This is a genomic window from Ramlibacter aquaticus, assembly GCF_015159745.1.
In the GTDB taxonomy this organism is placed as follows: Bacteria; Pseudomonadota; Gammaproteobacteria; order Burkholderiales; family Burkholderiaceae_C; genus Ramlibacter; species Ramlibacter aquaticus.
This window is the reverse complement of sequence record NZ_JADDOJ010000003.1, coordinates 1-13,366: the sequence shown is the minus strand read 5'-3', so window position 1 is coordinate 13,366 and position 13,366 is coordinate 1. Positions and strand designations below refer to the sequence as shown.

Annotated in this window: 18 protein-coding genes; 7 read left to right on the top strand and 11 right to left on the bottom strand. The window is 75.4% G+C overall.

Going from position 1 to position 13,366, the window contains the following annotated elements; translation table 11 throughout:
• Positions 1 to 28: 28 nt before the first annotated feature.
• On the top strand, positions 29 to 2,101 hold the full coding sequence (locus IM725_RS20580) for a sensor histidine kinase (protein ID WP_193778744.1): 2,073 nt from the start codon (positions 29 to 31) through the stop codon (positions 2,099 to 2,101).
• On the opposite strand, the gene IM725_RS01235 is transcribed toward IM725_RS20580, so the two are convergent.
• Genes IM725_RS01235 through IM725_RS01215 form a run of 6 tightly spaced genes read right to left on the bottom strand, consistent with a single transcriptional unit; the run spans position 2,082 to position 5,630 of the window.
• A complete protein-coding gene (locus IM725_RS01235) occupies positions 2,082 to 3,167 on the bottom strand; it encodes an ATP-binding protein (protein ID WP_321576182.1) in 1,086 nt (361 codons plus the stop codon). The genes IM725_RS20580 and IM725_RS01235 overlap by 20 nt on opposite strands.
• Before the next feature lie 21 nt (positions 3,168 to 3,188).
• The gene (locus IM725_RS20685) at positions 3,189 to 3,455 is read right to left on the bottom strand and encodes a hypothetical protein (protein WP_321576181.1); all 267 of its coding nucleotides are present in this window, start codon (positions 3,453 to 3,455) and stop codon (positions 3,189 to 3,191) included.
• Entirely contained in the window at positions 3,452 to 4,117 is a 666-nt protein-coding gene (locus tag IM725_RS01230; protein WP_193778743.1) for a winged helix-turn-helix domain-containing protein, read from the bottom strand. The genes IM725_RS20685 and IM725_RS01230 overlap by 4 nt, the downstream gene beginning before the upstream one ends.
• A 17-nt stretch (positions 4,118 to 4,134) precedes the next feature.
• A complete protein-coding gene (locus IM725_RS01225) occupies positions 4,135 to 4,827 on the bottom strand; it encodes a cytochrome b/b6 domain-containing protein (RefSeq protein WP_193778742.1) in 693 nt (230 codons plus the stop codon).
• Positions 4,799 to 5,263 (bottom strand): diheme cytochrome c, encoded by a 465-nt coding sequence (locus IM725_RS01220; protein WP_227753489.1) that lies wholly within the window; start codon positions 5,261 to 5,263, stop codon positions 4,799 to 4,801. Before IM725_RS01220 ends, IM725_RS01225 begins: the two co-directional genes overlap by 29 nt.
• A 10-nt stretch (positions 5,264 to 5,273) precedes the next feature.
• Positions 5,274 to 5,630, bottom strand: a complete 357-nt coding sequence (locus tag IM725_RS01215; RefSeq protein WP_193778837.1) for a DUF1924 domain-containing protein — start codon at positions 5,628 to 5,630, stop codon at positions 5,274 to 5,276.
• Between the two features lie 30 nt (positions 5,631 to 5,660).
• Between IM725_RS01215 and modA the strand changes: the two genes are divergently transcribed.
• Genes modA through IM725_RS01195 form a run of 4 tightly spaced genes read left to right on the top strand, consistent with a single transcriptional unit; the run spans position 5,661 to position 8,861 of the window.
• On the top strand, positions 5,661 to 6,308 hold the full coding sequence (modA, locus tag IM725_RS01210; protein ID WP_321576180.1) for a molybdate ABC transporter substrate-binding protein: 648 nt from the start codon (positions 5,661 to 5,663) through the stop codon (positions 6,306 to 6,308).
• Positions 6,305 to 6,988, top strand: coding sequence for a molybdate ABC transporter permease subunit (modB, locus tag IM725_RS01205; RefSeq protein ID WP_193778739.1), 684 nt, complete (start codon positions 6,305 to 6,307; stop codon positions 6,986 to 6,988). Before modA ends, modB begins: the two co-directional genes overlap by 4 nt.
• Positions 6,985 to 8,061: a molybdenum ABC transporter ATP-binding protein gene (gene modC, locus IM725_RS01200; RefSeq protein WP_193778738.1), complete on the top strand. Its 1,077-nt coding sequence runs from the start codon at positions 6,985 to 6,987 to the stop codon at positions 8,059 to 8,061. Before modB ends, modC begins: the two co-directional genes overlap by 4 nt.
• A complete protein-coding gene (locus tag IM725_RS01195) occupies positions 8,058 to 8,861 on the top strand; it encodes a TOBE domain-containing protein (RefSeq protein ID WP_193778737.1) in 804 nt (267 codons plus the stop codon). Before modC ends, IM725_RS01195 begins: the two co-directional genes overlap by 4 nt.
• A 6-nt stretch (positions 8,862 to 8,867) precedes the next feature.
• Here the strand turns inward: IM725_RS01195 and IM725_RS01190 are convergent, their stop codons facing one another.
• Entirely contained in the window at positions 8,868 to 9,092 is a 225-nt protein-coding gene (locus IM725_RS01190) for a hypothetical protein (protein WP_193778736.1), read from the bottom strand.
• Positions 9,093 to 9,304: 212 nt separating this feature from the next.
• Here IM725_RS01190 and IM725_RS01185 point away from each other — a divergent pair, with 212 nt between their 5' ends.
• A complete protein-coding gene (locus tag IM725_RS01185; protein ID WP_193778735.1) occupies positions 9,305 to 10,045 on the top strand; it encodes a LytR/AlgR family response regulator transcription factor in 741 nt (246 codons plus the stop codon).
• A 152-nt stretch (positions 10,046 to 10,197) separates the two neighbouring features.
• Entirely contained in the window at positions 10,198 to 10,638 is a 441-nt protein-coding gene (locus tag IM725_RS01180) for a phasin family protein (protein ID WP_193778734.1), read from the top strand.
• Between the two features lie 20 nt (positions 10,639 to 10,658).
• Here the strand turns inward: IM725_RS01180 and IM725_RS01175 are convergent, their stop codons facing one another.
• The 4 genes from IM725_RS01175 to flgA all read right to left on the bottom strand — a co-directional run.
• Positions 10,659 to 11,879 carry an MFS transporter gene (locus IM725_RS01175; RefSeq protein WP_193778733.1) on the bottom strand — a complete coding sequence of 407 codons (1,221 nt, stop codon included), beginning with the start codon at positions 11,877 to 11,879 and terminating at the stop codon, positions 10,659 to 10,661.
• Between the two features lie 43 nt (positions 11,880 to 11,922).
• The gene (locus IM725_RS01170) at positions 11,923 to 12,258 is read right to left on the bottom strand and encodes a hypothetical protein (protein ID WP_193778732.1); all 336 of its coding nucleotides are present in this window, start codon (positions 12,256 to 12,258) and stop codon (positions 11,923 to 11,925) included.
• A 5-nt stretch (positions 12,259 to 12,263) separates the two neighbouring features.
• Entirely contained in the window at positions 12,264 to 12,554 is a 291-nt protein-coding gene (gene flgM / locus IM725_RS01165) for a flagellar biosynthesis anti-sigma factor FlgM (protein ID WP_193778731.1), read from the bottom strand.
• Positions 12,555 to 12,668: 114 nt separating this feature from the next.
• Positions 12,669 to 13,366 (bottom strand): flagellar basal body P-ring formation chaperone FlgA (gene flgA / locus IM725_RS01160; RefSeq protein ID WP_193778730.1); only part of this gene is annotated, 698 nt, incomplete at its 5' end.

Sequence of the window (13,366 nt, the reverse complement as noted above, 5' to 3'; positions counted from 1 at the left end):
ATGAGTTGGCGACATACTCCAGCTCAACATGCAGTCCCGCCTGAAGCAGTCCCGCCGGGGGCGCGAGAGATTCCTCGCGCTGCTCACCGGCATCCTCCTGGCCGCGGTCATCGGCGTCACGGTGCTGGACACCTGGCGCGACCACGACGCCGTGCTGCAGGACAGCGACACCCGCTCGGCGGCCGAGCTGCAGGCCCTGGAGAGCGCCTGGTCGGCCACCCTGCGTGACGCCGCCAACGCCACCATCTCCGCCGCCCTGCTGCTGGAAGATCCCCAGCTGCTGCCGGCGCATTCCGACGAGGCGGTGCTGCACGAGCAGCTGCGGCGCGAGCTCTGGGATGCCACCGGCGCGGCGCGCCTGCTCTACACCGACGGCGTGGGCGGCGTGCTCGCGTCCTCGGCCGATTTCCCGGTGCGCCGCCGCGGCCTGCGCGCGGGCACGCAGGTCGGCATCGCCGTGGCCCACCTGGGCGAGCGCGAGCTGCTGCTGGGCTTTGCCGAGCCCAGCGCGGTGGACGGCGAGTTCGTGCTGCCGCTTTGGTGCGAAGTGCGCGGTGCGGTGCCGGGCTATGTGCGCGCCGAATTGCGGCTGCCCCAGCTGGCGCAGGCCCTGGGCCCGGCCTCCTCGGTGTACCGGGGAACCACCGTGATCCTGGACCCGGCCACCGGCCGCGCGCTGCTGCGCCTGCCCGCCAACCCGCGCGTGCGCGAGCTCGTGCTGGCCCGCACCGGTCCGACCGGCAGCGCCGAGGTGCGCTCGGCCGTGGACGGCGTGCTGCGTGTCTTCAGCTGGCGCGTGATGGCGGGCTCCGGCCTCATCATCGCGCGCGGCCTGGACAAGTCGGCCCTGCTGGCCCCGGTCTGGACACGGGCCCGCAGCCGGGCCCTGGTGGCGCTGGTGCTCGCGGGCGGGCTGGTGCTGCTGGTGGTGCTGCTGGCGCGCTACCTGCGCCGGCTGGACGGCGCGATGCTGGACGCGGCCCGCTTCGAGCGCCGCTATGCGACCGCCATGGAAGCCTCCAGCATCGGCATCGTGCTGATGGACGTGCAGGGGCGCTGGCTGCATGCCAACCCGGCGATGTGCACGCTGCTGGGCTACAGCCTGCAGGAATTGCTGGCCATGCCCAGCGAACTGCACACGCCCGAGCCGGTGCGCGCCAACCGCCGCGCGCTGTTGCAGCAGCTGGCCTCCGGCACGCTGGAGCGCATCGAGGAGACGCGGCAGATCCTGCGCAAGGACGGCAGCGAGGCCTGGCTGCACATCCGGGCCTCGCTGATGCGCGAGGCCCCGGACGCACCGCCGCTGATCCTCTCGCACGTGGAGGACGTGACCCAGCAGCGTGCCGACCGCGAGGCCCTGCAGGCGCTGAACCAGGACCTGGAGCACCGGGTGCAGCAGCGCACCCGGGAGCTGAGCATCGCCAACGCCGACCTGGAGGCCTTCTCGTACTCGGCGGCGCACGACCTGCGCAGCCCGCTGGGCCGGCTGGTCTCCTACGCCGACCTGCTCTCCAGCGAGCTGGCGCACGCGCCCGAGCGCACCCGCCGCTGGGTGGAGGCGGTGCGGCGGCAGGCGCAGGACATGAACGCCATCATCGAGAGCCTGCTCGCGCTGGCGCGTATCAGCCGCGCCGAGCTGCACCCGGTGCGCATCGGGCTGCACGAGAAGTTCACCCGCATGGTCGCCGAGTGGGGGCATGGGCCGCAGGCCGGGCAGGAGGTGACCTGGCGCATCGGCAGCCTGCCCGAGGCCCGGGGCGACCGGGCCCTGCTGCGCACCGCCATCGCCAACCTGCTGGACAACGCGCTCAAGTACTCCTCGCAGGTGGCACAGCCGGTGATCGAGATCGGCGCCTTCGAGCCCGCCGAGCCGGGCATGGTGGGCTGCTACGTGCGCGACAACGGCGCCGGCTTCGACATGGCGCATGCCGCCGGCCTGTTCAAGCCCTTCAAGCGCATGCACACCGTGAGCGAGTTCCCCGGCAGCGGCATCGGCCTGGCGATCGTGCACCGGGCGATCACCCGGCTGGGGGGCCGGGTCTGGGCCGAGGCCGCGGTGGACCGCGGCGCCACCTTCTTCTTCACCCTGCCGGCGGCCTGAGCGGCAGCAGCACCTGCGCGCCCAGCCCGCCCAGCGGCGAGCGGCGCAGCGCCAGCGTGCCGCCATGCGCCTGGGCCACGCGCTGCACGATGGACAGGCCCAGCCCGCTGCCGCTCGCGGCCGTGCCCAGCACGCGGAAGAAGCGCTCGCCCAGGCGCTGCAGCGCCTCCTCGGCGACGCCGGGGCCGCTGTCGTCCACGGCCAGGCGCGCCCGGCCGGCCCCGGCCTCCACGGTGACCACCACCTGCGCGCCCGGGCCGGCGTGCCGCACCGCGTTGTCCACCAGGTTGCGCAGCAGCAGGCCGAGCAGCGTGGCGTCGCCCTGCATCGTCACCGGCCCGGCCGCCTCCAGCGAGAGCACCTGGCCCTGCGCCAGGGCGGCGGGTGTCGCATCGGCCAGGGCCTGGCGCGCCAGCGCCGCCAGGTCCAGCGGCTGACAGGCCAGCGCCGCGCCGGATTCGAGCCGCGAGAGCTGCAGCAGCTGGTCGGCCAGCCGGGCCGCGCGGTCGCAGCCGGCCAAGGTGGCCTGCAGCGCGTGCGTCCGCAGCGCGGCGTCCGGCTCGCCCATCGCCACCTGCGCCTGGGCGCGGATGGCGGCGATCGGGGTGCGCAGCTCGTGGGCGGCGTCGGCGATGAAGCGCCGCTCGGCCGCGCGCAGGACGGCGATGCGCTCCAGCAGGCCGTTGAGCGCGTCCAGCACCGGCCGGATCTCGGCCGGTGCGGCCGGCAGCGTGAAGGCCTGCGCGTCGTCGGGCGAGCGCCGCGCCAGGGCGACGCCCAGCGCATGCAGCGGCGCGAGGCCGGCGCGCACGCTCCACCACAGCGCCAGCGCGCCCAGCGGCAACGCCACCAGCAGCGGCCACAGCGTGCTGCGCAGCACGGCGCGCAGGATGGCGCCGCGCGCGGCGGCCTGTTCGCCGACGATGACCCGCAGCTCGCCCTGGCGGGCCGTGGCCTGGAACACGCGCCAGGGCTGGCCGTCCACGTCCACGCTGCTGAAGTGGTCGCCGGCCCGCGGGTCGGCGGCGACCAGCGGCGTGACCGGTGCGTTCGCCGAACGCAGCACCAGCCGGCCCTCGTCGAAGACCTAGAAGGCCACGCGCGGCGCGTAGCGGTGCAGCACCGGCGCGTCGTCGCGCTGCGCCTCCTGCTCGCCGGACTGCTGCACGGCGAGCAGGGCGGCGGCCTGCGCCAGGTGGGCGTCCAGCAGCTCGTCGAGCTCGTGGCGGGCGTCCAGGTAGGTGAGGGCGGCGGCGCCCAGCCACAGGGCCGCCGACGCGGCCAGCACCAGGGCCAGCACGCGGCGCTGGATCGACGGGGTGCGGGTGCGGCCCGCGGCCGGGGCCGCGTTCATGCGGGCGAGCCGGCCAGCATGTAGCCCACGCCGCGCACGGTGTGGATCATGCCGGCGCCCAGCTTGCGGCGCAGGTGGTGCACGTGCACCTCGACGGCGTTGCTCTCGACCTCGCGCCCCCAGGCGTACAGGTGCTGCTCCAGCTGTTCGCGGGTGAGCACGCGGCCCGGGTTGCGCATCAGCGCCTCCAGCAGGTCGAACTCGCGCGAGGCCAGCGGCACCGGCACGCCGTGCTGGGTGACGCTGCGCGCGGCGGGGTCGAGCTGCACGCCGCTGGCCCGCAGCAGGTCGTGCGCCTGGCCATGGGCGCGGCGCACCAGCGCGCGCAGCCGCGCGCCCAGCTCGCCCAGGTCCACCGGTTTGGCGATGTAGTCGTCGGCCCCGGCGTCCAGGCCGCGGATGCGGTCGGGCACCGCGTCGCGTGCGGTGAGCACCAGCACGGGGACCGCCACGCCGGCGCGGCGCACCGATTCCAGCACCTGCAGCCCGTCCAGGTTGGGCAGCCCGAGGTCCAGCACGGCCGCCGCGTAGGCGCCGCTGCGCAGCTCACGTTCGGCCGCGTCGCCGGTGCGCACCCAGTCGACCGTGAAGCCCTGCTGGCGCAGGCCGGCCCGCAGCCCGTCGCCCAGCAGGACGTCGTCTTCCACCAGCAGGATGCGCATCGCCCGCGGCCCCGTTCTCAGTCGTCGGCGTCGCGGGCGACGCCGGCCTGGCCCGTCGCCCCGGTGATCGAGCCGGCGGACTGCCACTGGAAGGCCCAGAAGCCCGCCACGGCGGCGACCAGCAGCACCGCCACCCAGCGGCGCGCGGAGCGTATGGCTTCGGCCGGCGGCGCGGCGCGGCGGCCGGTGACCATGGCGCGCACCAGGTTCTCGCGGTGGGCGAAGCTACCGATGAGCACGCCGGCCACGTGCACGACGACCAGCACCAGCATGGCAGTGGCCAGGCCTTCATGCAGCTCCTCCACCCACTCGCCGCCCAGGTCGACATCGTTGGCCCAGCCGGTAGCCGCCGTGGCCGCCGCCAGGACCAGCAGGCCCACGATGGCCAGGGCGCCGGCCGGGTTGTGTCCGGCATGGGGTTCCGGGTGCCCCGTGGCCAGCGAGCGCAGGTAGCGCCAGATGTCGGCCGGGCCGCGCACGAAATCGCTGAAGCGGGCGTGCCGCGTGCCAACCAGACCCCAGACGACGCGGAAGGCCACCAGGCCGGCCAGGGTGTAGCCCAGCGTCACGTGCACGAGGCGCCAGGTTTCGGATTCGGCCGTGAGCCAGGCGCCGGCGAAGCTGGCCGCGAGCAGCCAGTGGAAGACGCGCACGGGGGCGTCCCAGACGAGGACGCGGCCGTCAGCGGGGGATGCGGACGGTGTGTTCATTGAAATCTCCCTGGTCGGCGCGGGTGTGGCAGGCCGCGCAGTTGGATGCTTGCCGGATGGCGGGCCGCTGCCACACGGCGGCCGGGATCTCGTTGTGCTCGCGCACGAACCACGCACTGCGGGTGATGCGGTCCTGCGGCGGCGGTGCGCCACCGCCGGCGTTGGCCTGCAGCCAGCGCGAGAGATCGCGCTGGGTCGCGGCGTCCAGCGAGGCGTCGTTGCCGAAGTGCTGCGGCAGGGTCTTCATCAGGCGCTCCCAGGACGCTGCGGGCAGCATGCCGGGCGGGTAGGCGACGTGGCAGGCGGCGCACTCCTGCACGTACCTGGGCAGCAGGGGCACCGCGGGCCGGCCGCCTTCGGCCAGCGCCGCGCCGCACAGCGCCCAGACGGCGAGCCCGGCGAACCGGCGGGTCACGGGGTGGTTGCGGGATTTCATGGTCATCGCCTCAGGGCTGCAGCGTGTTGAGCCATGTCAACACGTCGGCCTTCTCCTGCGCGCTGCAGGCCCGGCCGGCCACGTCCTTGCAGTTGCGGCCCAGCCATTTCTCGACCTTGGCGGGATCGGTCAGCCGGGCCGGGTTGGCGGCGGGCGCCAGCGCGGCGATGGTGCGGCCGGTCGCGGCATGGCGGCCGGCCTGCACGGGCACCGCGCCATGGCAGCTGGCACAGGCCCATTCGGCGCCATGGCGGGTGGTGAAGAACTGCTGGCCGCGCTCGGCCGAGGGCGGTGCGCCAGCCTCCCGGGCGTAGGCGGCCGCCAGCGCGGCAGGCGTCTCGGCCTGGCCCGCGCCGGCGAGGTGCAGCTCGCAGTGGCCGCCAACTTCGCCGCCCCCATGGCCCGCATCGCCCAGGCCTTCACGGCCGCGACCGGGCACGCGGTGCGCATCACGCCGGGCGCCACCGGCAAGTTCCGGGCGCAGGTGCAGGCCGGCGCCCCCTTCGACGTGCTGCTGGCGGCCGACGAGCAGACGCCGCGCTTTCTGGAAGCGCAGGGGCTGGCGGTGCCCGGCACCCGCTTCACCTACGCGCTGGGGCGGCTGGCCCTGTGGAGCGCCACGCCCGGCCTGGTCGACGCCCAGGGCGCGGTGCTGGCCACGGGGCGCTTTCGCCACCTGGCGATCGCCAACCCCAGGCTCGCACCCTACGGCGAGGCGGCGATGCAGGTGCTGCACGCGCGCGGCCTGGAGGCGGCGCTGGCCGACCGGCTGGTGGTGGGGGAATCGATCGCCCAGGCCTTCCAGTTCGTCGCCAGCGGCAATGCCGAGCTGGGCTTCGTGGCCCTGTCGCAGGTGAGCGTGCCCGGCAAGCCCGCGGGCGGCTCGCTGTGGCCGGTGCCGGCCGACCTGCATGCGCCCATCCGCCAGGACGCGGTGCTGCTGCAGCCCGGCGCCGCCAACCCGGCCGCGCGCGCCCTGCTGGACTGGCTGCGCGGCCCGTCCGCGCGGGCCGAGATCCAGGCCTGGGGCTACGGTCTGCCATGAGCTTCGGCGCCGCCGAATGGCAGGCCGCGCGGCTCACCGCCGCGCTGGCGGGCGTGGCCACGCTGCTCTTGCTGCTGCTGGGCACGCCGCTGGCCTGGTGGCTGGCGCGCACGCGTTCGCGCCTGCGGGCGCTGGCCGCCGCGCTGGTGGCCACGCCGCTGGTGCTGCCGCCCACCGTGCTGGGCTTCTACCTGCTGGTGCTGATGGGCCCGCAGGGCCTGGCCGGGCGGGCCACGCAGGCGCTGGGCCTGGGCCTGTTGCCCTTCAGCTTCGGTGGCCTGGTGGTGGCCTCGGTGCTGTGCTCGCTGCCCTTCGTGGTGCAGCCGCTGCAGCAGGCCTTCGAGGCCATCGACGAGCGCGTGCTGGAAGCCGCGGCCACGCTGCGCGCCGGCGCGGCGGACCGCTTCTTCAGCGTCGCGCTGCCCCTGGCGCGGCCCGGCCTGCTCACGGCCACGGTGCTCGGCTTCGCCCACACGGTGGGCGAGTTCGGCATCGTGCTCATGGTGGGCGGCAACATCGAGGGCCGCACCCGCACGCTGTCGGTGCTGCTGTACGACCACGTGGAGGCGGGCGAGCTGGCGCAGGCGCACGGCCTGGCGGCGGTGCTGTTCGCCTTCTCGCTCGCGGTGCTGCTGGCGCTGTACCGGCGCGACGGCCGCCGCCACGGGCGCGCCGCATGATCGAGCTCGCGCTGCGCCTGGCGCGCCCCGGCTTCGGCCTGGAGGCCGCGCTGCAGCTGCCCTCGCGCGGCGTGAGCGCGGTGGCCGGCCCCTCGGGCTGCGGCAAGACCACCCTGCTGCGGGCGCTGGCGGGGCTGGAGCGGGCCCAGGGGCGCGTCGTCGTCGACGGCGTGCCCTGGCAGGACGATGCCACCGGCTGCTTCGTGCCCACGCACCGCCGCGGCCTGGGCTACGTGATCCAGGAGGCCGCGCTGTTCCCGCACCTCAGCGTGCAGGCCAACCTGCAGTACGGGCTGGCCCGCACGCCGCCGGCCGAGCGGCGCATGGCGCTGGCGCAGGCAGTGGAGCTGCTGGGGATCACGCCGCTGATGCAGCGCGCGCCCGCCACGCTCTCGGGCGGCGAGCGCCAGCGGGTCGCGATCGCGCGGGCGCTGGCGGGCAGCCCGCGCCTGCTGCTGATGGACGAGCCGCTGGCCGCGTTGGACCCGCGCCGCAAGGCCGAGGTGCTGCCCTGGCTGGAGCGGCTGCAGCGGCACCTGGCGCTGCCCGTGGTCTACGTGAGCCACGCCATGGACGAGGTGGCGCGCCTGGCCGACCACCTGGTGCTGATGGAGGCCGGCCGCGTGCAGGCCAGCGGGCCGCTCTCGCAGGTGCTGGCCCGGCTGGACCCGCCGCTGGCGCTGGGCGACGAGGCCGGCGTGGTGCTGCAGGGCGAGGTGGCGGCGCGCGACGCGCAGTGGCAGCTCGCGCGGCTGCACGTGCCGCAGGGCCCGTGCGACTTCTGGGCCCGCGACCCGGGCCAGCCGGTGGGCGCGCCGGTGCGCGTGCGCGTGCTGGCGCGCGACGTGAGCCTGGCGCTCACGCCGCCCGAGCGCAGCAGCATCGGCAACCAGCTCGCGGGCGTGGTGGATGCGATCGCCGACGACGCGCACCCGGCCCTGGCGCTGGTGCGCGTGCGCGCTGGCGGCGTGCAGCTGCTGGCGCAACTCACGCGGCGCTCGGTCGCCGCGCTCGCGCTGGCCCCGGGCCAGCCGGTCTGGGCGCTGGTCAAGAGCGTGGCGCTGCTGGAATGAGCCAGCCCGCGCAGAGCGGCGGCCTGCTCTCGGCCCAGCTGCGGCTGGCGGGGCGGCTGGACGCGCGCTTCTTCGTGCTGCTGCAGGCCATCCACGACTCGGGCTCGGTGCACCGCGCGGCCGGTGTCGCCGGCCTCAGCCACAAGGGCGCGCGCCTGGTGCTGGAGACCGCCTCCAACCTGGCGAGTGAGCCGCTCTACGCGGCGGCCACCGGCGGCGCCGGCGGGGGCGGCACGCGCCTGACCCCGGCCGGCCTGGAACTGCTGGCCGCCTGGCGGCGGCTCGAGCAGCGCATGGAGCGTTTCCTGCGCCGCGAGGAAGAGGCCCTGGATGAATCGCCGGCGCTCGCCGGCCTGTTGAGGAGGATGACCATGAAGACCAGCGCACGCAACCAGTTCGCGGGCACCCTGACCGCGGTCGTCACCGGCCCGGTGTCGGCCGAGGTGTCCATCGCGCTGAAATCCGGCGCGACCCTGGCCGCCACGCTCACGGCCGAGGCCGCGCGCACCCTGGGCCTGGCCAGCGGCCAGGAGGCGCTGGCGCTGGTCAAAGCCTCCTCGGTGGTGCTGTTCGGCGAGCTCGGCGGCTGGAAGCTGTCGGCGCGCAACCAGCTCGCCGGCACCGTGGCCCGCATCGAGAAGGGCGCGGTGTCCTGCCTGGTGGTGCTCACGCTGCCGGGCGGCGACGTCATCAGTGCCAGCGTCACGCACGAGGGCGTGCAGGCGCTGGGCCTGCGCGTCGCTGCGCCCGCGGTGGCGGTGTTCCCGGCCTCGGCGGTGCTGCTGGCGGTGCGGGGCTAGACGCGCTCAGTGCGCGTGGGGGGTGGCGTTGCTGGCCAGCGCGACCGGGCTGTCCACCAGCACCACGGTTCGCGAGGGCAGCACCTGCGGCTCCAGCGGCGTCAGCAGCGGCGCGGCGCCGCCGTCCCGGGCGGGCACGCTGCAGCGCGCGTTGCCCACCGCGGCCGGCGCGGTGCGCCCGGCCGAGGCCAGCACGAAGCCGCGCGCGCCGGGCTGCACGGAAGCGGGCACGCGTGTGATCCACGTCACAGCCGACACCGCCATCACCACGCTGCCGAACCCCAAGCGCCACGGATGCATAGTGATCGCCCCCCTTTCAGCGCGAAGTCTGCGGCGGCCCCCGGGGGCCGCCTGTCGTCCGCCGTGCGCAGCCCGGGTAGGACACCACTCACCAGCTCATCCGCATGTGCTGTAATGCCTTGAACATGGCCGCTACCCCAGGGATGCGCGAAGACACTGCCGAGGGTCCGCTGCGGGTCCTGCTGGGCGAGGACGACCGCCAGCAACTCGCTGCGATGGCCGACGCGGTGGCGCGGCTGAGGCCGCACTGGCAGCTCGTGCGGGCCAGCGATGCGGCCCAGGTGCGCGAGGCGCTGGCCGGCGATCCGCCCGACCTCGCCATTCTGGACGTGCGCATGGGCAACGCGACCTCGCTGGACATCGTGCAGGCCCAGCCACGCCGCGTGCCCTGCATCTTCGTGACGGGTGACCCCATCTTCGCGGTGCGCGCCTTCGACTGCGACGCGGTCGACTTCGTGCTCAAGCCCCTGCGCGCGCAGCGCCTGGCGCAGGCGCTGGCCAAGGCCGAGGCGCTGCTCGCCGAGCCCGCGCCCGTGGTGCGCGCGCAGGAACGCTCGGCCCTGTGCATGTTCCGCGGCACCGCGCTGGTGTGGTCGCCGCTGGCCGAGGTCGACTACTTCCTGGCCGACCGCAAGTACACCCGTGTGATGGTGCGCGAGGGCTGGGAGGGCCTGCTGCGCATGGGCATCGGCAGCGTCGAGGAAGCCCTGGACAAGGCCAGCTTCCTGCGCATCCACCGCGGCTGCATCGTCAACCTCAAGCGCATCGAACTGGCCCGGCGCGACCCGGGCGGCCGCCTGGTGCTGCGGCTGCGCGGGCGCGCCGAGAGCCTGCCCGTGTCGCGGCCCTACGAGTCCGACTTCTTCGGCGAAGGCTTCCGCTGAGCTGCACGGGCCCGGAGGGGCCGGCCCTGCCGCATTCCTTGCGCCAGGTCATGGCGGGCGGCCGGCGGCCCACCCACACTGGAAGCGACATCCGCCGGGCGGCCACGCGCCCACCGGCGGCACCTCGTCCGTCCAGCCAGAAGGGATACAGCATGAGCACTGCAAGCAAGGCGCCGGCACGGCCGGCCCGGGGCAATGGCGCGATGGCCAGCGCGGCGGCCGGCGCCACCGGCGACCTGTGGCGCCAGGAACTGGTCGTCGCGACCGACATGATGTCCGCGCTCTTCGAGAGCTTCGAGGCCCTGCGCGAGATGCAGGCCCGCACCGCCCGCGAGGCCGCCGCCTTCCACCAGTCGGCCTCGCGTCGGCTGGCGCAGGCCGCCCCGGCCGACGCGATCTCGCTGGAGGCCGAGGTCGGCAAGTTCGACCTGGAGCAGGGCGCGCGCTACTGGATGGAAATGAGTTCCATCGCGCTGCAGTCGCAGGTCAAGCTGGGCCAGTGCGCCATGCGCATGCTGGGCACCCGCGCGGTGAATCCGCTGCAGTCGGCCTTCGATGTGTGGCAGTCGCCGTTCTCGGCCAGCCTGGACTGAGGCGGCGGCCGCGCGCCCTCTCAGGCCCGTTCGCGGCGCGCCAGCGCCCCGGCGAAGGCCCAGCCCGCCAGCGGCAGGCCCAGCGCGGGCGGCAGCAGCAGCCCCGCCGCGGCGAAGTGGTCGAAGGCCCATCCGAAGGCCGAGCTGCCCAGCGCCTGGCCGAAGAAGAATGCGAAGGCGAACAGCGCGACCGCCGTGCCGCGCGCCTCGGGCGTCATCTGCGTGGCCAGGGTCTGCAGGGTGTTGTGGTACAGGTAGGTGCCGAAGCCCACGGCCAGCGCCACCGGCGCCGCCGCCCAGGCCCAGGGTGAGAGCCACCACGCCAGGAAGCCCAGGCCCATCACGCAGCCGCCGATGGCCACCATGCGCCGCTGCCCCAGCGCGGCGACCAGGCGCCGAGCGGAGAGCGCGTACACCAGCCCGCCCAGGGCATAGAGCGCGACCATGCCGGACGCGGCCGAGAGGCTGAGCCCGAAGCGCTGGTGCAGGAAGGTGGGCAGGTAGGGCATCGCGCCCAGCAGGAACACGCCCTCGGCCAGCACGGCCAGCAGCACGGTGCGGCTCCAGGCCGAGGCCAGCACCGCGCGCCACTGGCGCTGGATGGGCACGTGGCCGGCCCCGGGCGGCGGCGAGGCCGCGGCCATGGCCCGGCGCTGCGACAGCAGCAGCGCGCCCACCACGGCGTAGCAGGCCGCGAGGCTCAGGAAGGCACCCCGCCAGCCCAGCGCGCTGTCGCCGAAGAGCCCGCCCGCCAGCTGGCCGGCCATCATCCCCGAGAGCGTGCCCAGCAGCAGGCGGGCCAGCGTGGGCTGGCGCTCCTCGAAGGGCACGGCGTCGCCGATCCAGGCCATGGCCAGGGGGATGACGCCGGCGGCGGCCATGCCCCAGCCCACGCGCGCCGCCAGCAGCGCATCGAAGCCCGGCGCCAGCCCGGCGCAGGCCGCGAGCACGGCGCAGCCGGTCACGGCGAAGCTCACCATGCGCGCCTTGCCCAGGCGGTCGCCCAGCGGGCCGAAGAGCAGCTGCATCAGGCTGTAGGCGATGGAGAACATGATCACCACCCGGCCCGCGCTGCCGGCGCTCAGCTGGAAGTCGGCGGCCAGCCGGGGCAGCAGGCCGTCGCAAATGCGCAGCGCCACGCCGCTGAGGAAGGCGGCGGCCGAAAGCAGGGCGATGGTGCGGTGGATGGCACCCGCGGGTGCGTTCGCGCCGCCCTGCGGGGCGGGAGGGGAGGAATTCATGGGAGAGCGCGAGCTTGCCACAAGCCCGCGCCGGGCCGGGCGCTCAGGCGCCGGCGAAGGCGCTGGCGCCGTAGGTGCGCTGGGCGTGCCGGGTCGCGAGGGCGGGAAGGGCCTGGCCGATGGCGGCCAGCGCCTGCTCCACCTGCGCGCCGCGGCGCGCCACGATGCCCTGCTGCGCCTGGGCGCGCTGGGCCAGCTGTTCCAGGGCCGGGCGCGCCTCGGCGCCGGGCCGGCCACTGCGGGCCAGGGCGCCAACGGCGGCCTGCAGCTCGCGCGACAGGCGCGGCAGGTCGTCGGCAAGGCCGTTCAGCAAGGCCGCCTCCTGGCGGTCCAGGGCGGCGTCCACCGCCGCCACGGCCACGCGCCAGTCCAGCGTCATGGCGTTCAGGCCCGCGGCCCGAGCAGGGCGGTGGCGTCGGCGATGAGGCGGTCGGCGATGGCGCCGGCGTTCACGTGGAAGCGGCCCTCGCGCATGGCCTGGCGGATCTGCTCCACCTTGGCGTGGTCGAAGTCGCTGCTGCCCAGGCCGCCCAGCTGGGCGCCCGCGGCCGACACGCTGACCTGGTCGCTGGCGCCCGCCACCGGGGCGGCGGCGGCCGTGGACGGGGCGGACCTGCCGGCCCGCAGCTGGGTGTCCGCTGCCGGCGAAAGGTCGATGGATGATCCGATCTTCATGGGGTTCTCCGGGGCCTGGGGACAGGCCTGCAGCACATTATTCGGCAGCCCGGGCGGGAACTGTAGGGTGGTAAAGCGGAAAAAAACGGGCCATTTCAGGCTTTCCCGGCCGGCCTAGAGCGCCACGTCCACCGTGCGGCCCTCGTGCGCGGTACCGCTGAGCACCCGGCCCAGCTCGCTGCGCACGCGCACCGGCTGGCCCTCGGCCGCGCTGCCCAGCGCCTGGCCGCTGGCCGTCAGCACGAAGCCCTGGCCCTGGATGCGAAGGCGCACCGGGTCGCCCGCCTGCACCACCTGGGGCAGGCGGAACATCTCGGCGTGCAGCGCCTGGCCGGGGGCGACCGGGCGCACCAGCTGGCGGCCGGCCACCTGGGACGCGTCGTGCAGCACGCCGGAGCCCTCGCGCGTGAGTTCGATCTCCTGCTCCTGCACGTCCTGCGCCTGGGGCAGGCTGCCGGCGGCCAGGGGCGCCGCGGCCACCAGGGCCGGGCCCCACAGGCGCACGGTCACCGGCACCAGCACGCTCCAGGTCGCGCCGTCGGTGCAGCGCAGGCCCAGCGAGGAGCGGCCCCACAGGCGGGCGCTGGCGGGCAGGAAGGGCTCGGCGCGGCGGCAGGGCGCGAGCGCGGCGCGCTCCACGGTGCCCAGCTGCACGTCGAAGCGGGTGGCCTCGGGATGCAGGGCGGCCACCTGGCGGGCCACGAAGCCGCGCAGCGATTCGTCGTCGCCACCCACGGCCTGGGCCCGCGCGGGCCCGGCCGCCAGCAGCGCCGCGCAGGCCAGCAGGGGGACGGCCCGCAAGGGGAGGGTGG